Source organism: Candidatus Competibacteraceae bacterium (assembly GCA_016699715.1).
Taxonomy (GTDB): Bacteria; Pseudomonadota; Gammaproteobacteria; order Competibacterales; family Competibacteraceae; genus Competibacter.
The window spans coordinates 2000113-2021313 of the sequence record CP065007.1 but is presented as its reverse complement, the minus strand read 5'-3'; the positions used below and the strand labels follow the sequence as shown (position 1 = coordinate 2021313).

Here is a 21201-nt window from a genome sequence, read left to right as displayed (position 1 = left end):
TCACATTCTGAAAACGCCGAAGCGGGTCGGTGGAATGGGCGCATTGAGGGCCACCGACAGCGACAGCCCGAGGATGCGTCGGGTCTGGGCGGGGTCCACCACGCCGTCGTCCCACAACCGGGCCGTGGCATAGTAGGGATGGCCCTGCTCTTCGTACCGGTCGCGGATCGGGGTCTTGAATGCGTCCTCTTCCTCTTGGCTCCAGGCGCCGCCGCCGGCCTCGATGCCGTCCCGGCGCACGGTGGCCAATACGCTGGCCGCCTGTTCGCCGCCCATCACCGAAATCCGGCTGTTCGGCCACATCCACAGGAAGCGGGGGGAGTAGGCGCGTCCGCACATGCCGTAGTTGCCGGCCCCGAAACTGCCGCCGATCAGCACGGTGAGCTTGGGGACCCGCACGGTGGAGACGGCGGTGACCATCTTGGCGCCATCCTTGGCGATGCCGCCGTTTTCATACTTGCGACCCACCATGAAACCGGTGATGTTTTGCAGAAACAGCAGCGGAGTGCCGCGTTGTCCGCACAGTTCGATGAAATGCGCGCCTTTCTGGGCGGATTCCCCGAACAGGATGCCGTTGTTGGCGACGATGCCCACCGGATAGCCGCAAAGCTGCGCGAAGCCGGTGATCAGCGTGGTGCCGTAACGGGTCTTGAATTCGTCGAAGCGCGATCCGTCCACCAGGCGAGCGATGATTTCCCGCACGTCATAAGGCTTGCGGGTATCGGTCGGCGGGATGCCGTAGATTTCCTCCGGATCGTAAATTGGCGCCTCGCCGCTTCCCAACGCCAGGCTCACCGGTTTGATCCGATTCAGGTTGGCGAGAATCCGCCGGGCGATGTAGAGCGCATGCACGTCGTTTTCGGCCAGGTGGTCGGCGACCCCGGAGATGCGGGTATGCACGTCGCCGCCGCCCAGATCTTCGGTCGTCACGATCTCGCCGGTGGCGGCTTTCACCAGCGGCGGCCCGCCCAGGAAGATGGTGCCCTGGTTCCGGACGATGACCGTCTCGTCGGACATGGCCGGCACGTAAGCGCCGCCGGCGGTGCAGGAACCCATGACCACGGCGATCTGCGGGATGCCCTGGGCGGACATGTTGGCCTGGTTGTAGAAAATGCGGCCGAAGTGGTCCCGGTCGGGAAAGACCTCATCCTGTTTCGGTAGAAACGCGCCGCCCGAGTCCACCAGATAGATGCAGGGCAGGTGGTTCTGCTCGGCGATTTCCTGGGCGCGCAGGTGTTTTTTCACGGTCAGCGGATAATAGGTGCCGCCCTTCACCGTGGCGTCGTTGGCCACGATCATGCATTCACTGCCCTGTACCCGGCCAATGCCGGTAATCATGCCCGCCGCCGGCGCTTCGTTGTCATAGAGGCCGTAAGCCGCCAGTTGGCCGATTTCGAGAAAGGGCGTGCCGGGATCGAGCAAGTGATTCACCCGCTCTCGCGGTAGCAGCTTACCGCGGGCGACGTGTTTCTGGCGGGCCGCTTCGCTGCCACCCAACGCGACTTCCGCGACCTTGTCGCGCAAATCGGCGACCAGGGTCCGCATGGCGGCCGCGTTGGCCTGGAACTCGGCCGAGCGAGGATTAATTCGGGATTTGATGACGCTCATCAGGCACTCTCGGCGAACAGTTCCCGGCCGATAAGCATCCGGCGGATCTCCGAGGTACCGGCACCGATTTCGTAGAGCTTGGCGTCCCGCCACAGGCGACCGACGGGGTATTCGTTGATGTAGCCGTTGCCGCCGAGGGCCTGAATCGCCTCTCCGGCCATCCAGGTGGCCTTTTCCGAGGCGTAGAGAATGGCGCCGGCGGCGTCCTTGCGCAGGATACGGGCATGGTCGGCCCGGTCGCAGGACTGACCCACGGCGTAGACGTAGGCACGGCAGGCTTGCCAGGTCGTGTACAGATCGGCCAGTTTGCCCTGCATGAGCTGGAATTCGCCGATGGGCGCGCCGAATTGCTGGCGGTCGTGGAAGTAGGGAACCACCACGTCCATGCAGGCGGCCATGATGCCCAGCGGTCCGCCGGCCAGCACGGCGCGTTCGTAGTCGAGGCCGGACATCAGCACCTTGACGCCGTTACCCACGCCGCCCAGCACGTTTTCCTCGGGAACCTCGCAATCGTCGAAGAACAGCGGATAGGTGTTGGAGCCGCGCATGCCCAGCTTGTCCAGGTGCGTGCCGTGGCTGAGCCCCGCGAACCTCTTTTCCACGATAAAAGCGGTGATGCCGCGAGGACCGGCGCTGGTGTCGGTCTTGGCGTAGATCACCAGGGTATCGGCGTCGCCGCCGTTGGTGATCCACATCTTGCCGCCGTTCAGGACGTAGCGGTCGCCTTTCTTGTCGGCGCGCAGTTTCATGCTCACCACGTCGGAACCGGCGTTGGCTTCGGACATGGCCAGTGCTCCGATGTGTTCACCGGCAATGAGCTGAGGTAGATAGCGGGCTTTCTGTTCAGCGCTGCCGTTGCGGTGAATCTGATTCACGCACAGGTTGGAGTGAGCGCCGTAGGACAACCCAACGGCGGCGGATGCCCGAGAGAGTTCTTCCATGACGACGATGTGGGCGAGGTAGCCCATATTGACACCGCCGTATTGCTCATCGACGGTGATGCCGATCAATCCCAGGTCGCCGAATTTCGTCCACAAATCGGCGGGAAACCGATTGTCTCGATCGATTTGGGCGGCTCGGGGAGCGATTTCCTTATTGGCGAAGGCGCTCACCGTATCTCGCAGCATGTCGATGGTCTCGCCCAGATTGAAATTCAGGCCATGGAATGACATATCGTCTCCTGATTGCTTTCAAGACCCGCTGGCGTTGTTGCGCCCTCAGTACCTGGTTTTCGGTGGGCGACTCAGGCTCCCAAGCCTTCCTTTCGCGGTCGCGGCCATAAAAATTTAGCGCTCTCCAGGGTATGGTACTTCCCTTTTTCAAAAAAATGAATTCAAATTCATAAAATGAGGTTAGAATCATCTTATGGCTTACCGACGCTCGCCCTTGATGGAGGAAAGACTTGCCAATAATCGGGATCGGATCCTCGTGGCAACGCGGAAACTGGTTTCCGAAGGAGGATTTCGGGAAGCCCAGATCGCGGCGGTCGCGGCGGTCGCCGGCGTTTCCACGGGAATGATCTATCGCTATTTCCCATCCAAGGCCGAACTGTTCGTGGAAGTCCTGGGTGCCGCGGTGGGGCAGGAAATCGACATCCTGACCGTAATCGCCATGGGTTCCGGGTCGGCTGGCGAACGATTGGGGAGCGCGGTGACCTGTTTCGTCCGCCGCGCTTTGACCGGGCCTAATCTGGCTTACGCCTTTATCGCCGAGCCCGTCGATCCCGAAGTTGACACGGCACGTATCCGATACCGGAAAAATTTTGGCGATGTGTTTAAAGCCATCCTGATCGATGGCATCGAGAAAGGCGAATTACCCGATCAGGACCCCGAGGCGAGCGCGGCTTGTATCGTGGGCGCTTTTACCGAAGCGCTGGTGGGTCCCATTGGACCGACGACGAGAAATACTCGCGACAAGGAACGCCTGGTCGAATCCATTCGGAATTTCTGCTTGCGAGCGGTCGGCGGTATTGCGAAATAGGAGAGGCAAACTTGCAATGATGATGGAACGAAGCTAATGGGCTTCCTGCGCTTCCGCTTTATGTAGGCTAAGCTTATTTAAATTTTAACGTCGGAGTGGCTGATTTTTTCTCGTCGCGCCGGCTAACTAAAACAACAATAAAGTAAATAACGAGAATCATTATTATGACCGAGCCCGACTCCTGAAAGTCGGAAATCGGTTGGAGGAGAGCGATGTCTTTTGGAGCGCCTACCGGGACACCGGAGGGGTTAGGGACCTTTCCGCGTCTGCTTTTCCATCATGCCCAAACGCGGGGCGACGCGCCGGCGATCCGTGAGAAAGATCTCGGTATCTGGCAGACCTGGACTTGGTCCGATGTCGCCGAACGGGTGCGCGCCCTGGCCAGTGGCCTGGCGGCCCTCGGTTTCAAGCGTGGCGACAACCTGGCCATCATCGGCGACAACCGGCCCCATCTCTATATGATGATGAGCGCCGCCCAATGCCTCGGCGGCGTTCCGGTGCCGTTCTATCAGGATGCGGTGGCGGATGAAATGCTGTTCGTCCTCAAGGATGCGGCCATCCGCTTTGCCGCGGTCGAGGATCAGGAGCAGGTGGACAAGCTGCTGGACGTCAGGGATCAGGTTCCCCTACTCGGACATATTGTCTATGACGACCCACGGGGAATGCGTCATTACAATCAGCCTTTCCTCCACGACATCCATGCCTTGATGGAGATGGGGCGGATTCATAACCGCAACCATCCGGGTTTTCTCGACGCCGAAGTGGCCCAAGGACGGACCGACGATGTCTCGGTCATGCTCTATACCTCCGGCACCACCGGCTTGCCCAAGGGTGTTTGCCAGACGCATGCCGCTTTCATCGCTTCCGCCCAGGGCGGCAGGCAGATCGACCAATTGGAAGCCACTGGCGACATTCTGTCCTACCTGCCCATGGCCTGGGTCGGCGACCATCTGTTCTCTTTTGCCCAGGCGCTGGTGGTGGGCTTTACCATCAACTGCCCCGAATCCGGCGACACGGTGATGAGCGATCTGCGCGAAATCGGTCCGACCTATTACTTTGCGCCGCCCCGGGTATTCGAAAGCCTGCTGACTTCCGTCATGATCCGCATGGAAGATGCCGGCGTCATCAAGCGGGTGTTGTTCCACTATTTCCTGGGCGTGGCGAAACGTTGCGGTAGCGCCATCCTCGACGGTAAACCCGTCGGTTTCGGCGACCGGTTGCTTTACGGCTTGGGAGCCCTGCTGGTTTACGGCCCGCTGCGCAATGTCCTGGGCCTGAGTCGCATCCGCGTCGCTTACACCGCCGGGGCCGCCATCGGGCCGGAACTCTTCAGCTTCTACCGCTCCATCGGCATCAACCTCAAGCAGCTTTATGGCCAGACTGAAACCTGCGCCTACGTTTGTCTGCAACCGGACGGTCAGGTCAAGCCCAGTAGCGTGGGTGCTCCGGCACCGGGAGTGGAGATCAGGATCGCCGACAACGGCGAGGTGCTGGTGAAAGGTCCCATGCTGCTCAAGGGCTATTACCAGCGGCCTGACGCCACCGCCGAGTCGATCAATGCCGATGGTTACTTCATGACCGGTGACGCCGGTTTCATCGACACCGATGGCCATTTGAACATCATCGACCGCGCCAAGGATGTCGGTAAGCTGGCCAACGGCGCCATGTTCGCCCCGAACTACATCGAAAACAAACTCAAGTTCTTTCAGTACATCAAGGAAGTGGTTTGTTTCGGTCACGAACGGGACCAGGTTTGCGCGTTCATCAACATCGACGTGGGGGCGGTCGGCAACTGGGCCGAGCGGCGCGGCATCGCCTATTCCGGCTACACCGACCTGACCGGCAAGCCGCCGGTCCATGAACTGATCAAGACTTGCGTCGAGGAGGTCAACGCCACCCTGGCCCACGATGCCATGGTGGCCGATTCGCAGATTCATCGCTTCCTCATCCTGCACAAGGAACTCGATCCCGATGATGACGAGCTGACCCGAACCCGCAAGGTGCGGCGCAACTTTGTCGCGAAGAAATACCAGGTGCTGATCGACGCTCTGTACGGTGGTCAAGCCACGCAATTCATCGAAACCGAGCTCAAGTTCGAGGATGGCCGACGCGGCAAGGTGTCGGCCGATCTCAGGATCATCGACGCCAGGACCTTCCCCGTGGCCAAGCAGGCGGCGTAGACCATGAGCAAAAAAATCGGCGAGGTCATTCTCGACCTGAGGAATATTTCGCTGCGCTTCGGCGGAGTCCAGGCCCTGACCGACATTTCCTTCGATATCCGCGAGCACGAAATCCGCGCCATTATCGGCCCCAACGGAGCGGGCAAGAGCTCCATGCTCAACGTCATCAACGGGGTCTATCACCCCCAGGAAGGCGTCATCATCTTCCATGGCCGGGAGCGCAAGAAGATGGAGCCGCATCGGGCGGCGACCCAGGGCATCGCCCGTACCTTCCAGAACATCGCGTTATTCAAGGGCATGAGCGTGCTTGACAATATCATGACCGGGCGCATCACCCGGATGAAAGCCAGCTTCATCGAACATGCCCTCTGGTGGGGTCGGGCCAAACGGGAAGAACTGGCACACCGAAAAAAAGTGGAGGAAGTCATCGACTTCCTCGAAATCCAGCATATCCGCAAAACTCCGGTGGGTCGTCTGCCCTACGGCTTGCAAAAGCGGGTGGAATTGGGCCGGGCGCTGGCGGCCGAGCCATCCATGCTGCTGCTGGACGAGCCGATGGCGGGCATGAACGTCGAGGAAAAGCAGGACATGTGCCGCTTCATTCTCGATGTCAACGATCAGTTTGGCACCACCATCGTCCTGATCGAGCATGACATGGGGGTGGTGATGGATATTTCCGACCGCGTGGTGGTGCTCGATTACGGCAAGAAGATCGGCGACGGTCTGCCGGACGACGTGAAAAACAACGAAGACGTGATCGCCGCCTATCTGGGCGTGAGTCACTGAGGAGGTTGGGACCATGCAATTTTTTCTGGAAGTCCTGATCAATGGTCTGCTCTCTGGGGTGATGTATGCGCTGGTGGCTTTGGGCTTCGTGCTGGTCTACAAGGCGTCCGGTGTCTTCAACTTCGCGCAGGGGGCGATGGTGTATCTCGCGGCGCTGTCGGTGGTGGGCTGCATGGAGCAGGGCGCGCCGTTGTGGCTGGCAATCGTCCTCGCCTTCGTCATCATGACGCTGTTCGGTATCGCCACCGAAAAATTCGTCTTGCGCAAGTTGGTGAATCAACCCCCCATCACCCTGTTCATGGCAACCATCGGTCTGGCGTTCTTCATCGAAGGCTTGGCGCCGATCGTGTTTGGCAGCCAGCCGCGCGCCCTGGATCTCGGCATCGTCGATGAGCCGATCGCGGCCATTCTCGATTCGTGGGACATGGTGATTTCCAAGTTCGACCTGGTCGCGGCCGGGGTGGCGGCCTTGCTGGTGACGACGCTGGCGCTGTTTTTCCAGTACACCCGAATTGGCCGGGCCCTGCGGGCGGTGGCCGACGATCATCAGGCGGCGCTGTCCATCGGCATCCCGTTACAACATATCTGGGCCATCGTCTGGGGTATCGCCGGTTTCGTCGCCCTGGTCGCCGGCCTGATGTGGGGCGCCCGCAATGGCGTGCAGTTCGCGCTGACCTTTACCGCGCTCAAGGCACTGCCGGTATTGATCATCGGTGGCTTCACCTCGGTACCGGGCGCCATCGTCGGTGGCCTGATCATCGGCGCTTCGGAAAAACTGGCGGAGATTTACCTGCCGCCGGTCATGCAATCGATGTTCGGTGGCAATTTCGGGGGCATCGAAGGCTGGTTCCCCTACGTGCTCGCCTTGCTTTTCCTGCTGGTTCGCCCCGAAGGTCTCTTCGGCGAGAAGCACATCGACCGGGTATAAGGAGCAAGCCCATGCTTTACCGCGAAGCCGGCCAATTCAAAACCAGTTATGCCGCCGATCAGCAGCTGTTTCCCATCCGTCAGGATCGCATGGGCATCCTGATCCTGCTGGCGGTGGTTTTTCTGGTCATTCCGGGAGTCGCCAGCGAATACTGGTTCTCGGCCATTCTCATCCCTTTCCTGATTTTTTCGCTGGCGGCCCTGGGTTTGAATATCCTGACGGGCTACGCTGGCCAATTGTCCCTGGGCTCGGCGGCTTTCATGGCGGTCGGAGCCTACGCCGCCTACAACTTCCAGCTACGGATCGACGGCATCCCGATTTTGGCAAGCTTCGTTTGCGCCGGACTGACGGCGGCCGGGGTCGGCATCCTGTTCGGATTGCCGAGTTTGTGGATCAAGGGGTTTTATCTGGCGGTGGCGACACTGGCGGCGCAGTTTTTCATCGTCTGGTGTTTGACCAAGTTTCCGTGGTTCTCGAACCACTCCTCATCTGGCGTGATTTCCGCCCAGAAGCTCATCATTTTCGATCATGAATTCACCTCGCCCCGGGAGAAATATCTCCTGGTGTTGAGCATTGTGGTGGTCATGGCGCTGGCGGCCAAGAATATGGCGCGCTCGTCCACTGGCCGGGCCTGGATGGCGGTGCGCGATATGGACGTGGCCGCTTCGGTCATCGGCATCCGCCTGATGCCGACCAAGCTGCTGGCTTTTGCCGTCAGTTCGTTCTACTGCGGGGTGGCGGGCGCGCTCTACGCCTTCTGCTATCTGGGATCGGTGGAACCGGACGGTTTTTCGCTGGATATGTCGTTCCGCATTCTGTTCATGATCATCATCGGCGGAGTCGGCTCGATCCTGGGCAGCTTCCTCGGCGCCGCCTTTATTCTGTTGCTGCCGATTTTCCTCGATATTGCCCTGCCCTGGGTGGCCGGCCTGCTCGGTCTGCCCTTCTCCAACGCAACGGTCTCGCATATCCAGGTTCTGCTGTTCGGGGCGCTGATCATGTTTTTCCTGATCGTCGAGCCACATGGCCTGGCCCGCTTGTGGCAAATCACCAAGGAGAAATTGCGTCTGTGGCCATTCCCCCACTAGAGGGTGTTTTTCAAATAAAACCACATTGGAGAAGACAGCATCATGTCCAAGTATCGCAAGTCCGCGCTCACTATCGTCGCTTCCATCGCCCTGTTGTCATCAGGCGCGTTCGCCGCCGAAGAGCAGTTTTTTCCCATCGTGTCATATCGTATTGGCCCCTACGGCGCGAATGGCCAGTCGTTCTTTGGCGGTTTCGTCGATTATCTCAGCTACGTCAATCTCAAGGAACATGGCATCAACGGCGTCAAAATCGTCTGGGAAGAGTGCGAAACCGAATATAACAATGCCAAGGGTATCGAGTGTTACGAGCGCATGAAGGACAAAGCCAAGATATCCACCGGCCCGATCCACCCGATGTCCACCGGTATTTCCTATGCCCTGATCGACAAAACGGTGGCCGACCAGATTCCCATGGCCATGGTGGGTTATGGCCGCACCGACGCGGTGGACGGTTCGGTGTTCCCCTATGCCTTCCCGCTGGTCACGACCTACCAGATGCAGGCTTCGGCCATCATCCGCTTCATCAAGGAAAAGGAAAAAGGCAGCCTGGAGGGCAAGAAGATCGTTTTTCTCTACCACGACTCCGCCTATGGCAAGGAACCCATCGTCGCCCTGCAAGAGGAGGCCAAGCTGAACAAGTTTGAGTTGACGGTGATTCCGGTGGCGCATCCAGGCAACGAACAAGGCGCGCAGTGGCTGAAGATCCGCCAGGAAAAACCGGATTATACCATTTACGATTAGATTTTGTTATCATACTCATTTAACCTACTTTTATTGATCCAGTCATGAGCCGCTCATTACAAGTCGAAATCCACGAATCCTCCGAAGAACTAAAGCGCATAATGAATGAACAAACTCACGCCAAGTTTCGAGAGCGATTACAAATTCTATATTGGATTAAAAGTGAGATTTTTCATTCTTTACAAGAGTTAGCCGATCATTTAGGGCGATCGAAATCCGTCATTGTCAAGTGGCTCAAAGTATATCGTACCCAAGGCTTAATCGGGCTGTTGCAGTGGAATTATCATGGCGGCCGTCGTTCGAGAATTACCGAAGCTATGAGAGAGGCACTCCAGCGCCGTCTGGACGATCCGACTCATGGATTTCATAGTTACGGACAAATCCAGCAGTGGCTTCTCCAGGAATACGAGGTCGATATTCCTTATTCAACAGTGCATCAAGTCGTTCGTTATCAACTCAAAGCAAAACTTAAAGTGGCGCGGCCAACGAGCGTTCATCGCCATGAAGAGGCGGTGGTTTCTTTTAAAAAAAACTTCCACGACAACTTGAATTAATTGATATCCTTCAGCAAGTTGAAAATGAAGCAGTCCGGCCTTTACGGTATTGGTGCCAAGATGAAAGTCGCTTTGGATTAAAAACGATCACCCGGCGGGTCATCACCGCACTGGGGATTAAGCCAGTTGGTCCAGTTCAATGGACCTTTCAATCATTTTGGCTCTATGGTGCCATTGAGCCACTGAGTGGCGAAAACTTCTTTTTAGAATTTTCCCATTTAGATGCTGATTGCTTTCAGTGGTTTTTGAATGAATTTTCTAAAACTTATCCGCACAGCCTCAACGTAATTCAATTGGATAACGGTCGCTTTCATTCTGCCAAAAAACTCGTAATCCCCGATAATGTCGTCTTATTATTCCAACCGCCTTACAGTCCCGATGTGAACCCCATTGAGCGTGTTTGGCAATCAATGAAAGATCAATTGTGTTGGATCAATTTAAAAACCCTAGATGAACTACGTAAAAAAGTGGATGAACTCATTCAATCGCTTCTCCCAAGCGAAGTGGTTTCTTTGACCAGTTTTGATTTTATCTTATCCGCACTAAAGTAGTAAAATCTATTAGTAATCGGTATTACGTCATTTTCTGGGGCTGGGGCGTCATGAATCAGACCGCCATCAAGGCCGCCCAGAAGGTGGGTTTCCCTCGGGACAAGATGATCGGTTCCTGGTGGGCGGGTTCCGAGGAGGACACCGTGCCGGCCGGAGACGCCGCCAAGGGCTATATGTCCGCGACCTGGAACGTGGCCGGCAAGGACGTGCCGCTCATCGCCGATATCGAAAAAGTGGTCTATGGCGCCGGTCAGGGCAACCTGGGAGACACGTCCAAGATCGGCACTATCCTGTACAACCGGGGTGTTTCCGCCGCCGTTCTGTCGGTCGAGGCCGTGCGCAAGGCCCAGGAAAAATATGGCGAGGGCAAGGCCATGACCGGCGAACAAGTGCGTTGGGGCCTGGAAAACCTGGATATCACCGATGCCCGTCTGAAGGAGATCGGCGCCACCAACCTGCTGCCGGAAATCAAGACCTCCTGCGACAACCACGAAGGTTCGGGCAAGGTGAAGATCCAGCAATGGGACGGCGAGAAGTGGGTGGTGGTTTCCGACTGGATCGAAGGCAACAAGGCCCTGATCCATCCGCTGTTCAAGGCGTCCGCCCAGCAATATGCCAAGGAAAAGGGCATTACGCCGCGTGACTGCGCAAAAGAAATATAATCCATCCGGGGCGCTTGCGAGCGCCCCTTCGCAATCGGATACCCGCGCATGGCTACTCATTCCGTAGCCGCCCCGGCGGCTGAGCATTATTTGACGATCAACAACATCGAGGTCATTTACGACCATGTGATCCTGGTGTTGAAGGGGGTATCCCTCAGCGTACCCAAGAGCAAAATCGTTGCTTTGCTGGGGGCTAATGGGGCGGGGAAAACGACGACCCTGAAAGCTATTTCCAATCTATTGCACGCCGAGCGCGGCGATGTGACCAAAGGATCGGTTGAATTCAAGGGGAGCCGGGTCGACCAACTGACTCCGAACGAACTGGTCAAGCGTGGCGTCATTCAGGTCATGGAGGGGCGCCACTGCTTCGGTCATCTGAGCATCGAGGAAAATCTGCTGACCGGCGCCTATACCCGCTCGATTTCCCGGAGTGCCTTGAAGGAAAGCCTGGAAAAGGTTTACCACTATTTCCCGCGCCTCAAGACCCGGCGCGGCTCCCAGGCTGGCTATACCTCCGGCGGGGAACAGCAGATGTGCGTCATTGGCCGCGCGCTGATGGCCAAGCCGGAAATGATCCTGCTCGACGAACCGTCCATGGGACTGGCGCCGCAAATCGTCGAGGAAATCTTCGAAATCATGAAGGATTTGAACAGCCAGGAAAACGTCAGTTTCCTGCTGGCCGAGCAGAACACCATGATGGCGCTGCGTTACGCCAATTTCGGCTACATCCTGGAAAACGGCCGGGTGGTGATGGAGGGTGACGCCGAGGATCTGCGCGGCAATGAGGATGTCAAGGAATTCTACCTGGGCATTTCTTCCTCCGGACGTAAATCCTTCAAGGACATCAAGCACTACCGCCGCCGCAAGCGCTGGCTTTCCTGAGGCGGCCATCGCACATTACAGGTCGCGACGAGGTGGTTGCGGATCAATGCGCCTCGATGGGCGAGGGCAAGGGAGCAATGGCGACCGGCTCCTGAGCCGTGGGCGGAATCGAATAGGTGCAGCTTACATGGGCCACGGGCTCCGGGTCGCCGTCCGAATACAGCAGCACTTCACCCACCGCCAACCGCTTGCCCAGTTTGAGAATTTGACCCCGGCCAATTAAATCGACCGGCTTGGGACGGCGCAAAAAATTGCAGGTTAGATTGGTGGTGACGGCCAGTTCCACCCGCCCGATCAGACTGAGCACCACCGCATACATCACGATGTCCGCCAGCGCCATCTGCACCGGACCCGACACCGTGCCGCCGGGCCGGATGAAATCCTCGCGGAAGGGTATGCGGATGCTGGCCCTGCCGGCTTCCAGGCTTTCCACCTGAATCCCCAACATCCCCACAAAGGGGACGTGCTCATGAGCCAGTTGTTCGAATTCCGCCTGGGAGATGCGCGCCATGACCATTTACCTTGATTAGCGGTCGATCGCCGATGAAAAATCTCGAATCAGTCACGGAATTTTGGTTTACGTTTTTCCTGAAAGGCCCGCACCCCTTCCTGGGATTCCTCGGTGCCGTAGAACAGACTGACCGCTTTCAAACCCAATGAGGAAATCCCGGCGATGTGGGCGGTGTCGGCGTTGAAGGAGCGTTTGGCCAACTCCAGCGCGGTCGGGCTTTTCTCTAGAATCTCCGCGCACCAGCGCTCCACCTCGGCATCCAGTTCGTCATCGGGAACCGCTTTGTTGGCCAGCCCCATCTGTACCGCCTCCGCCGCCGTGTACTGGCGGCACAGATACCAGACTTCCCGCGCCCGCTTCTCGCCAATGACCCGCGCCATGTAGGCGGTGCCGAAACCGGGGTCCACCGAACCGACCTTGGGACCGACCTGGCCGAACTTGGCCGATTCGGCGGCGAGGGTCAGATCGCACAGCAGCGCCAGCACATGGCCACCGCCGATGGCGTAGCCACGCACCTTGGCGATGACGGGTTTGGGCGCCTCGCGGATCGCGGCTTGCAACTCCTCCAGCGGCAGGCCGATCACGCCCCGTCCATCGTAGTGTCCGGCGTGGGCCGACTGGTCGCCGCCGGTGCAGAATGCCTTGTTGCCGGCGCCGGTCAGGACGATGACGCCCACCGACCGATCCCAGCCAGCCTTCTGAAAAGCGTGAATCATTTCTTCACAGGTCTGGGCGCGGAAGGCGTTGTATTTGTCGGGACGATTGATGGTGATGGTGGCGACGCCATCCTTGATCTCGTACAGGATGTCTTCATAGTCGACGATCATGATCACTCCTTGGTGGGTTGCGGATATCGGAAAGCGGTTTTCTTTATTTCTTGCCGGCTTGATCGAGGCGAGTTCATGCCGTTCGTCGCGGACGAGGCTCAGCCAGCCCATGCGATCATCGTGGCGAGCAGGGTGGCGATGAGGATCGGCGCCCCGTCGGTGTGGGCAAAGACATCGGCGCGCGCCACCGTGATCGTCTTGCCGGGTTTGACCACGCGGCCCTCGGCGACAAAGTGGGTTCCCGCGGCTGGCCGGAGCAGGTTGACTTTGAATTCGATGGTGAGGACTTCGCTTCCGGCCGGCATCAAGGATAGGGCAGCGTAGCCGCTCGCGGTATCGGCGATCGCGGTGGTGACCGCCGCGTGCAGGAAGCCATGTTGTTGGGTGAGGTTGGCGCGGTAGGGAATCGAGATGTCGACCGCCCCCGGTTCGATACGATCCAGCGTCGCACCCAAGGTTTTCATCAGCCCCTGTTGTTCGAAACTGGCTTGCACGGCCGCGGCAAACTCAGGATTGCATGAGGTGAAATGCATGGTCGAGGATCTCTATTGGGCTGATCGCGGGAGTCGTGCCGTTATTGAACGAATCCGTCGCCAGAGCTCACGTCGTCGATGATCCAAATCGCTCTTGCCTTTAGAGCGTCCCGGCGGACACGAATTGAGCAATCTCGGTTTCGGAAAATCCCCATTCCGTCAGCCAATCGTTCGAAGGGCTGATTGGCGACCCCGGCGCGCTCCGAATCTCGGCGGGGGTACGGCTGAAGCGTGGCGCGGGCGCGGGTTGCACGAGACCGGCATGCTCGACGAAGGTCTGTCTGGCCTGGTTGTGCGGGTGCGTGGGTGCTTCCTCCAGGCCGAGCACCGGCGTGACGCAGGCATCGCTGCCCTCGAATAGCGTGCACCATTCGTCGCGGGTCTTGGTGCGCAGCGCCACGCGCAGACGCTCCTTCATGGTTGGCCAGGATTTTGGATGCCATTGCTGCCTGGGGTCGGGATCGGTAACGCCGCAGCCTTCGAGCAAGATCCGGTAAAAATGGGGCTCGATGGGACCCACCGCCAGCCATTTACCGTCAGCGCACTGGTAGGTGTCGTAGAAATGGGCGCCGCCATCGAGAAAGTTGCTTTCCCGCCGATCGTTCCAGTATCCCATCGCCTTCAGGCTGTAGATGGCGGCCATCAACAGGGCGGAACCGTCGCTCATGGCCGCGTCCACCACCTGTCCCTGCCCGGATTTCCCGGTTTCGAGCAGGGCGGCCAGCAGGCCGACGAGCAGCAGCATGGCGCCGCCGCCATAGTCGGCGATCAGATTCAGCGGTGGCGTCGGTCCGCCGTCCGCGCGGCCGATGGCGTGCAGCGCGCCGGACAAGGCCAGATAATTGATGTCGTGACCGGCGGTTTGCGCCAATGGTCCGGTTTGACCCCAACCGGTCATGCGACCGTAGACCAGTCGCGGGTTTCGAGCCAGACAGAGCTCCGGTCCCAGCCCCAACCGCTCCATGACGCCGGGCCGAAAGCCCTCGATCAGCATGTCGGCATGCTCGATCAGGCGTAAGGCCGCCGCCATGCCGGCGGGGGTTTTCAGATCGAGTCGGACGATGCGCCGTCCCCGGTCGGGAATGTTCTTTTCCGGCGCAAACAGGTTGCTTTCCGGGGCATTGGTTTCACGGTTGATCTGCACGACCTCCGCCCCCAGATCGGACAGCACCATACCGGAAAAGGGCACCGGACCGAGTCCGGCGAATTCGACAACCTTGATGCCTTGTAATGGGCCCATCGAAAATCTCCAAACGGTCAGCCGCCGAGCACGGCCCGACCGATCACCAAGCGCTGAATATCGGAAGCACCTTCGTAGATTTGGGTGACTCGGACGTCTCGATAGATGCGTTCCACGGGAAAGTCGGTACTGTAACCGTAACCACCGTGGATTTGGATGGCGTCCGAGCAAACCCGCTCGGCCATTTCGGAAGCGAACAGCTTGGCCATGGAGGCTTCCTTCAGACAGGGGCGATTGGCGTCCCGCAGGCTGGCGGCGTGCCAGATCATCTGCCGGGCGGCTTCGATTTGGGTCGCCATGTCGGCCAGCCGGAACAGCACCGCCTGATGCTGGACGATAGGCACCCCGAACGCTTCCCGTTCCCTGGCGTAGCCCACGGCGGCCTCGAAGGCGGCGCGGGCCATGCCCACGGACTGGGCGCCAATGCCGATCCGGCCAGCTTCCAGATTGGACAAGGCGATCTTGTAGCCTTCCCCCGCTTGGCCCAGCAGATTTTCGACCGGTATCCGGCAGTTCTCGAACAGAATCTGCGCCGTATCGGAGGCGTGCTGCCCCATTTTTTCCTCCAGCCGAGCCACGATGTACCCTGGCGTGTCGGTCGGGACCAGGAAACAGGAGATGCCTTTCTTGCCGGCGGACGGATCGGTTACGGCAAAGACGATGGCAAGCTGGCCTTCCTTGCCGGTGGTGATAAATTGCTTGGCGCCATGCAGTACCCAGTGGTCGCCATCCCGCCGCGCCGTGGTGCGCAGCGCGGCGGCGTCGGAACCGGTATGGGGCTCGGTGAGGCAGAAGCAGCCCAGCCATTCCCCGCTTGCCAGCCGGGTGAGATAGCGTTCCTTTTGGGCGTCGTTGCCGTAGTTCAGCGTAATCCCGCAGGCCAGCGAATTCTGCACGCAAACGATGGTGGAGGTGGCCGCATGACCAGCGGCAATCTCTTCAACGGCCAGCACCATCGATAGATAATCCAGGCCGGCGCCGCCCCATCGCTCCGGGATCACCATGCCCATGACCCCCAGTTCGGCCAGTTCGGCCAGGGCTGCGCGAGGGAAAGTCCGGGTACGCTCCCATTCGGCGGCGTTGGGCGCCAGCCGTTCCCGCGCGAAGTGCCGTAAGGTGTCGCGGATCATTTCCTGCTCTTGAGTGAGAATCATCGGTCCGTCCTGCCTGCAATGCGCAAGCTATTTCGCCTATTTCGCGCCCATGCGAATGGCGCCATCGAGGCGGATGACCTCGCCATTGAGATAGCTATTTTCGAGGATATGGCGCACCAGACCGGCAAACTCGGCGGGTTGGCCGAGGCGAGAGGGAAAGGGCACCATTTTACCGAGAGAGTCCCGCAGCTCCCGAGGCATACCCAGCAGCATGGGGGTTTCCATGACGCCGGGCGCAATGCTCATCACCCGGATGCCCTGACGGCTGAGTTCCCGGGCGATGGGCAGAGTCATCGCCACCACGCCGCCTTTGGACGCCGCATAGGCCGCTTGCCCGATTTGGCCCTCGAAAGCAGCCACCGACGCCGTATTGACAATGACGCCGCGCTCGCCGGCCGTGTTGGGTTCGTTGCGCGCCATCGCGGTGGCCGCCTGGCGAATCATGTTAAACGCGCCGATCAGGTTGATTTGCACCACCTTGGCGAAAGTCGTTAGCCCGAGCGCTTCACCCTTGCCCAGCACTTTTTCCGCCGGAGCGATGCCGGCGCAGTTGACCAGGCCGTGCAGAGCGCCAAACGCGCTTGTGGTCGCATCGACCGCTGCCCGGCCGCTTGCCTCGTCGGCCACGTCGGTGAGCATGAAGCGGGCGGCTGGGCCGAATTCGGTGGCGAGTGCTTCGCCCGCTTCCCGATTCATATCGGCAATCGCTACCTTGCCGCCGCCGGCGACGAGCATTCGCACGGTGGCCGCGCCGAGGCCGGAAGCGCCGCCGGTCACGAGAAAAACGTGGTCATCGATATTCATGGTCATACTCCGCCTGACGCCAATTTATTTTGCTAGAGTCGATCTCATTCTAAGAGAGTGCTCGGGTGATCCTCCATGCGAAAATCCGCCAAATCATTTGGAAGTTTTTGCAACTGGCGTTGTTGAGGCGGCAGGAAAAAGCCGTGGACAAAGATACGGTATCGATCTGTTTTGTGAAGGAAGCCGTTTATGGCGCTTCCCAGCGTGGGCTGGATGTGGATGCCATGCTGCGTAGCGCCGGGATCTCGCCGGATTTGCTCGAACTGCCCGATGCCCGAATAGCGGCGTCGCACTACGGCGTTTTATGGCATGTCGTGGCGCGCGCCCTGAACGACGAATTGTTCGGGCTTGATAGTCATCCCATGCGTTATGGAAGTTTTAAGTTGTTGTGCTTTGCGGTGCTCGGTGCCGGGACATTGGAAAAAGCGATCCGGCGCGCGCTCGATTTTCTGGCCCTGGTGTTGGACGACACCCAGGGCCGGCTCGGTATCGACGGTTCGGAAGGCTCCATTATCCTGATCTGTCCGAGGACGCCCCCCCGGCTGTTCGCGCACGGCACTCTGTTGATGATCCTGCACGGTTTGATGTGCTGGCTGGCCAACCGGCGCCTGCCCATCTTGCGAACTGCTTTCATGCAACCCAGCCCCGATCACGCCGATGAATATCGCGTGCTGTTCGGCCCCGAAACCCGCTTCGGCGCGCCCGATACCACCCTGGTTTTCGAAGCCGAGCACCTGGCCTTGCCGATTCGACGCAATGAAGCCGCCCTACGCGAATTTCTCCGCAATGCGCCGGCTAATTTCCTGGTCAAGTACCGTGACTCTCGCAGTCTTTATGCGCGCATTCGCAAACATTTGCAGCGTATCTCCACGCCGGAATGGCCGGAATTCGAGACGATTGCCCGAGAATTTCATCTGTCGCCATCGACGCTGCGGCGCAAGCTGGAGAGTGAAGGGCAGACGTTCATGGCGATCAAGGATTCCCTGCGCCGGGACATGGCCATCGAACAGTTGTGTCACTCTCAGCGTAGTATTTTGGATATTGCCCTGGAATTGGGTTTTTCCGAAACCAGCGCTTTCTATCGGGCCTTCAAGTCGTGGACGGGAACGCTGCCCGGAAAATATCGGCGAGACAGCAAGCAGGCGGGTAAGCACTCTATAATGGATTCCGAATTGCGAATCGGTAAATCCCGCTGATCGGACTCTTGGTCCATACCATTTTCCGAATGGTTCAGGAATTCGTTTTATGATCGCATCTATTTGAATGCAAGCTCTAATTATTCTCAATAAAACCAACAGTTATCGAGAAGGCCGCAAGGCCATGATCGACACCGAGGAGACGAAAGTGAGTGACATCGTTATCGTATCGTTCGACCGCGACAGGGAATACGAGATCATGCTGCACGATGGCGATATACAGAGCATGGACAGGGATCAGGCGCGCGCCTGGCTGGCCGGGGAATTCGAGGAGATGGGGTGCATACCCTCCAACCCGACGGGTAAGATCCTGCTGCTCGACATGATCCTGAATGTCGCCATGGATGGCGGTGAGGAGCGCTTCGAGGCCGGTGGCGAGTGGGCCAGGAATTATGCGATAGCGGTTGCGGTGTCCCTGGAGCGTCCGGTCATCAGGGTGGATGTCGCGAACTTCGTCGTCGGTTGAACTCGCCTGGTCCCAAGCGTCGGGCTGGATTGATCGAGCGGTGCGCCGTTCACGGTGATGGTACTGCCGCGAATGTCGCCACCGGTGGCGACACCACCCACGGCCTTAATCTCTGTAGCGGGCTTGGGAGGCGGTGAGGGACTCAGCACCCAAGCCAGAATCGCCGCTCCAATCGCGACCCCGATCCCGGAAAATACCCATTGCTGGTTATCCCACAGCCATGCCAACGGGTTGGAATCGGTAGTGGTGGCTGTCTTCGGCGTGTGCTCGAACTGGGACGGCCCGACGATCAAGGACAGAATCGTCAAGCCTTTGTCTTGGGCGGCGGCCAGTAGCGGCGGCAGTTCGTGGTTGGCGATGAAATCGGACGCCAGAAAATCCGCGCTGATCAGCAGTACGCCAATCTGGGCGGCGGCCAGGGCTTTTTCAATTTCGTTCCGCCACACCATGCCGGGCAGAATCCGGGTGTCGTCCCACCATTCGACCAAGCCTGCTCGTGCCAGCGGTTTCAAGTGAACTTGCAAGCGTTTCAGCCACTCGGCGTCCGCGTGGCTGTAGCTGACGAAAATCCGTGTGTGCGATCCCAACATGCCGCGATCTCCCAGCACTTCCTTGGTAAGCGTTTGCTGCAAGGATAAAGCATGTCTCGGTGGCGTGAAATGTTGGTCCGGCGCGGTCGGTCGAACGCGGCGCGCGCCATCATCCGACCGGCGACCCTTTTCAGGCCCTCAAAATCAGAACATCAGCGGTGGTTCGGTGGCTTGTCAGCCTGGACATCTTCTTGGACAATCCTTCGCCAATCATCGAGATAACCAACTATAATCGGTGAAGAAATTTAGTTTTTTAGGTGGACATTTTGCCGGACATCGAAGACGCTTTGAGTTCGCTTTCCGAATCGGAAGTGCGGATCGAAACCCGCCGCTTTGGCCCTTTCACGTTTCGTTTGGGCGTGGACGGGACTGCGTTAGAGCGGCTGTATCAACGTGTTTTGGATGCCCATGAGCGGTTTAATGCGTCGCCACTCTCCCAGGTCGCCCGACAATTGGAGCGAGAAGTCGTGGCCAGCAGCATCTTTGGCACGAACTCCATCGAGGGCGGGACGCTGACCGAGGAAGAAACCCAGCAGGTCTTGGAGTTAGACCCGGCGCAGGTGAAGGAAGAGGAACAACTCCGGGCCGCGAATCTCAAGGTGGCCTACGATGTGGCGCAACAGGCCGCGACGACGCCGGGTTGGCAGTTGGATGTGCCGTTCATTCAAAAGGTGCATGCGGCGATCACGCAGCGATTGACCCATCCCTACAACCAGCCCGGCGTTTTCCGCGATAACCCCAAGGCGATCAAAACCTATGTGGGTAGCCGGGCGCATGGTGGTCAATATCAACCGCCTCAGCACGGCCATGACGTCGAAACGCTGATGCATGCGTTGGTGACTTGGCATCAAGGATTGGAAGTACGCCAGATTCCGGCGTTGATTCGGGCGCCGCTCGTCCATTACTACTATGAGCTTATTCATCCGTTTTGGGATGGAAATGGGCGCGTGGGGCGGGTTCTGGAAGCGGCCTTGTTGCAAGCGGGCGGGTTTCAATATGCGCCCTTTGCCTTGGCACGCTATTACCTGGCGCATATTGATGAATATTTCACGCTGTTCAATCGCTGTCGCCATGATGCGAAGAGGAAAGTCGCGCATCCTCATACTCCGTTTATCCAGTTTCATCTGGAGGGGATGCGCGTCAGTATCAACCGCCTGCATGACCGAGTGAATCAAATTGTAAAATTGCTGTTATTTAGGTCCCAGGTTCGTCAATGGTATGACGAAAAACAGTTGAATGCTCGGCAATACACGCTTATTAGTCAGTTACTGGCAGCAGGTGGGCCTTTAGCACTGGCGGAAATACGGCGAGCGCCCTGGTATCGGACCTTATATCTGACACTAACCGACAAGACCCGGCAGCGCGATCTGCACCGACTGCGGGATTTAGGTCTGGTGGTGGTGGATAAGCAAGAACGGCTATGGCCGGGTATCGTGCGGGTTCAATCGGCGCCCGAAGATTAGACCATGCGCCCTGCCTTCCCTGGCTCAGCCCTTTTCAGGCCCTCAAAATCAGAAGGTGAGCGGTGCTTGCTGACCTTGGCGTCGAGGCTTCCCCTGGCTCCTGGAAGGTCGAGATGGGGGGGAACGCTCTCCAGAAACGGATAAATCGCCGGATCGAACAACCGCGAACAGGGTGCCGGGCTGCATCCAAAATGGCCCATTCAGTTCGCCCGCTGGCTGCATCCCAAGTTTGCCGTGTGGCGCGACCTGCAAATCGACGGCATCCTGCGGGGGCAAAAGGCAGTCGAGGCGGAGCCAGCGAAGCCCTCGTCGCCCTTCTGTCTCTTGGTATGATGATCAGATCAGGTAAAAAGTGGTTATCAAACCATGCGGCGGTTTGCAACGGCGATCCGACGATTGCGCGGTTTGAGTAAGCGTCGACTTGCGCCTACTGCTTACACTGTGCTTACAACGGAAA

Annotated in this window: 19 protein-coding genes and 2 pseudogenes; 12 read left to right on the top strand and 9 right to left on the bottom strand. The window is 58.7% G+C overall.

Annotated elements, in window-relative coordinates; translation table 11 throughout:
- The gene (locus tag IPM89_09025; GenBank protein ID QQS53070.1) at nucleotides 1-1608 is read right to left on the bottom strand and encodes a methylcrotonoyl-CoA carboxylase; all 1608 of its coding nucleotides are present in this window, start codon (nucleotides 1606-1608) and stop codon (nucleotides 1-3) included.
- Nucleotides 1608-2780 (bottom strand): isovaleryl-CoA dehydrogenase, encoded by a 1173-nt coding sequence (locus tag IPM89_09020; protein QQS53069.1) that lies wholly within the window; start codon nucleotides 2778-2780, stop codon nucleotides 1608-1610. Before IPM89_09020 ends, IPM89_09025 begins: the two co-directional genes overlap by 1 nt.
- Nucleotides 2781-2973: 193 nt before the next feature.
- Here IPM89_09020 and IPM89_09015 point away from each other — a divergent pair, with 193 nt between their 5' ends.
- The 9 genes and pseudogenes from IPM89_09015 (at nucleotide 2974) to IPM89_08975 (ending at nucleotide 11960) form a co-directional block, all read left to right on the top strand.
- Nucleotides 2974-3588, top strand: a complete 615-nt coding sequence (locus IPM89_09015) for a TetR/AcrR family transcriptional regulator (protein ID QQS53068.1) — start codon at nucleotides 2974-2976, stop codon at nucleotides 3586-3588.
- A 212-nt stretch (nucleotides 3589-3800) separates the two neighbouring features.
- A complete protein-coding gene (locus IPM89_09010) occupies nucleotides 3801-5768 on the top strand; it encodes an AMP-binding protein (protein ID QQS53067.1) in 1968 nt (655 codons plus the stop codon).
- Nucleotides 5769-5771: 3 nt separating this feature from the next.
- Nucleotides 5772-6554, top strand: a complete 783-nt coding sequence (locus IPM89_09005) for an ABC transporter ATP-binding protein (protein QQS53066.1) — start codon at nucleotides 5772-5774, stop codon at nucleotides 6552-6554.
- Nucleotides 6555-6567: 13 nt separating this feature from the next.
- Complete coding sequence (locus IPM89_09000; GenBank protein QQS53065.1) at nucleotides 6568-7482, top strand: branched-chain amino acid ABC transporter permease; 915 nt, start codon at nucleotides 6568-6570, stop codon at nucleotides 7480-7482.
- Nucleotides 7483-7493: 11 nt separating this feature from the next.
- On the top strand, nucleotides 7494-8570 hold the full coding sequence (locus IPM89_08995) for a branched-chain amino acid ABC transporter permease (GenBank protein QQS53064.1): 1077 nt from the start codon (nucleotides 7494-7496) through the stop codon (nucleotides 8568-8570).
- Nucleotides 8571-8612: 42 nt separating this feature from the next.
- Nucleotides 8613-9311, top strand: coding sequence for an ABC transporter substrate-binding protein (locus IPM89_08990; GenBank protein ID QQS53063.1), 699 nt, complete (start codon nucleotides 8613-8615; stop codon nucleotides 9309-9311).
- Nucleotides 9312-9355: 44 nt separating this feature from the next.
- Nucleotides 9356-10416 (top strand): annotated as a pseudogene (locus tag IPM89_08985) (IS630 family transposase).
- A 23-nt stretch (nucleotides 10417-10439) separates the two neighbouring features.
- A pseudogene (locus IPM89_08980) lies at nucleotides 10440-11078 on the top strand (ABC transporter substrate-binding protein).
- Between the two features lie 48 nt (nucleotides 11079-11126).
- Nucleotides 11127-11960, top strand: coding sequence for an ABC transporter ATP-binding protein (locus tag IPM89_08975; GenBank protein ID QQS53062.1), 834 nt, complete (start codon nucleotides 11127-11129; stop codon nucleotides 11958-11960).
- A 43-nt stretch (nucleotides 11961-12003) separates the two neighbouring features.
- On the opposite strand, the gene IPM89_08970 is transcribed toward IPM89_08975, so the two are convergent.
- From IPM89_08970 to IPM89_08945, 6 genes are all read right to left on the bottom strand, one after another.
- Nucleotides 12004-12471, bottom strand: a complete 468-nt coding sequence (locus IPM89_08970) for a PaaI family thioesterase (GenBank protein ID QQS53061.1) — start codon at nucleotides 12469-12471, stop codon at nucleotides 12004-12006.
- Nucleotides 12472-12518: 47 nt separating this feature from the next.
- The gene (locus IPM89_08965) at nucleotides 12519-13298 is read right to left on the bottom strand and encodes an enoyl-CoA hydratase/isomerase family protein (GenBank protein QQS53060.1); all 780 of its coding nucleotides are present in this window, start codon (nucleotides 13296-13298) and stop codon (nucleotides 12519-12521) included.
- A gap of 98 nt (nucleotides 13299-13396) precedes the next feature.
- Entirely contained in the window at nucleotides 13397-13831 is a 435-nt protein-coding gene (locus tag IPM89_08960; protein QQS53059.1) for a PaaI family thioesterase, read from the bottom strand.
- Nucleotides 13832-13931: 100 nt separating this feature from the next.
- Entirely contained in the window at nucleotides 13932-15071 is a 1140-nt protein-coding gene (locus IPM89_08955; GenBank protein ID QQS53058.1) for a CoA transferase, read from the bottom strand.
- Between the two features lie 17 nt (nucleotides 15072-15088).
- Entirely contained in the window at nucleotides 15089-16225 is a 1137-nt protein-coding gene (locus IPM89_08950; protein QQS53057.1) for an acyl-CoA dehydrogenase, read from the bottom strand.
- Between the two features lie 36 nt (nucleotides 16226-16261).
- The gene (locus IPM89_08945; GenBank protein QQS53056.1) at nucleotides 16262-17029 is read right to left on the bottom strand and encodes a 3-hydroxyacyl-CoA dehydrogenase; all 768 of its coding nucleotides are present in this window, start codon (nucleotides 17027-17029) and stop codon (nucleotides 16262-16264) included.
- Nucleotides 17030-17172: 143 nt separating this feature from the next.
- On the opposite strand from IPM89_08945, the gene IPM89_08940 reads away from it, so the two are divergent.
- Entirely contained in the window at nucleotides 17173-18225 is a 1053-nt protein-coding gene (locus IPM89_08940) for an AraC family transcriptional regulator (protein QQS53055.1), read from the top strand.
- A gap of 124 nt (nucleotides 18226-18349) precedes the next feature.
- The gene (locus IPM89_08935) at nucleotides 18350-18691 is read left to right on the top strand and encodes a hypothetical protein (protein QQS53054.1); all 342 of its coding nucleotides are present in this window, start codon (nucleotides 18350-18352) and stop codon (nucleotides 18689-18691) included.
- Here the strand turns inward: IPM89_08935 and IPM89_08930 are convergent.
- Entirely contained in the window at nucleotides 18616-19281 is a 666-nt protein-coding gene (locus tag IPM89_08930) for a toll/interleukin-1 receptor domain-containing protein (GenBank protein QQS55856.1), read from the bottom strand. The genes IPM89_08935 and IPM89_08930 overlap by 76 nt on opposite strands.
- 287 nt (nucleotides 19282-19568) lie before the next feature.
- Here IPM89_08930 and IPM89_08925 point away from each other — a divergent pair, with 287 nt between their 5' ends.
- Nucleotides 19569-20744: a Fic family protein gene (locus IPM89_08925; GenBank protein QQS55855.1), complete on the top strand. Its 1176-nt coding sequence runs from the start codon at nucleotides 19569-19571 to the stop codon at nucleotides 20742-20744.
- The last annotated feature ends 457 nt before the right edge of the window (nucleotides 20745-21201 follow it).

Coding starts and splice junctions, on each gene's coding strand:
- IPM89_09025 (QQS53070.1), bottom strand. CDS start 1,608: ATGAGCGTCATCAAATCCCGAATTAATCCTCGCTCGGCCGAGTTCCAG.
- IPM89_08960 (QQS53059.1), bottom strand. CDS start 13,831: ATGCATTTCACCTCATGCAATCCTGAGTTTGCCGCGGCCGTGCAAGCC.
- IPM89_09005 (QQS53066.1), top strand. CDS start 5,772: ATGAGCAAAAAAATCGGCGAGGTCATTCTCGACCTGAGGAATATTTCG.
- IPM89_09000 (QQS53065.1), top strand. CDS start 6,568: ATGCAATTTTTTCTGGAAGTCCTGATCAATGGTCTGCTCTCTGGGGTG.
- IPM89_09010 (QQS53067.1), top strand. CDS start 3,801: ATGTCTTTTGGAGCGCCTACCGGGACACCGGAGGGGTTAGGGACCTTT.
- IPM89_09020 (QQS53069.1), bottom strand. CDS start 2,780: ATGTCATTCCATGGCCTGAATTTCAATCTGGGCGAGACCATCGACATG.
- IPM89_08995 (QQS53064.1), top strand. CDS start 7,494: ATGCTTTACCGCGAAGCCGGCCAATTCAAAACCAGTTATGCCGCCGAT.
- IPM89_08990 (QQS53063.1), top strand. CDS start 8,613: ATGTCCAAGTATCGCAAGTCCGCGCTCACTATCGTCGCTTCCATCGCC.
- IPM89_08965 (QQS53060.1), bottom strand. CDS start 13,298: ATGATCGTCGACTATGAAGACATCCTGTACGAGATCAAGGATGGCGTC.
- IPM89_09015 (QQS53068.1), top strand. CDS start 2,974: ATGGCTTACCGACGCTCGCCCTTGATGGAGGAAAGACTTGCCAATAAT.
- IPM89_08930 (QQS55856.1), bottom strand. CDS start 19,281: ATGTTGGGATCGCACACACGGATTTTCGTCAGCTACAGCCACGCGGAC.
- IPM89_08950 (QQS53057.1), bottom strand. CDS start 16,225: ATGATTCTCACTCAAGAGCAGGAAATGATCCGCGACACCTTACGGCAC.
- IPM89_08975 (QQS53062.1), top strand. CDS start 11,127: ATGGCTACTCATTCCGTAGCCGCCCCGGCGGCTGAGCATTATTTGACG.
- IPM89_08955 (QQS53058.1), bottom strand. CDS start 15,071: ATGGGCCCATTACAAGGCATCAAGGTTGTCGAATTCGCCGGACTCGGT.
- IPM89_08935 (QQS53054.1), top strand. CDS start 18,350: ATGATCGACACCGAGGAGACGAAAGTGAGTGACATCGTTATCGTATCG.
- IPM89_08970 (QQS53061.1), bottom strand. CDS start 12,471: ATGGCGCGCATCTCCCAGGCGGAATTCGAACAACTGGCTCATGAGCAC.
- IPM89_08945 (QQS53056.1), bottom strand. CDS start 17,029: ATGAATATCGATGACCACGTTTTTCTCGTGACCGGCGGCGCTTCCGGC.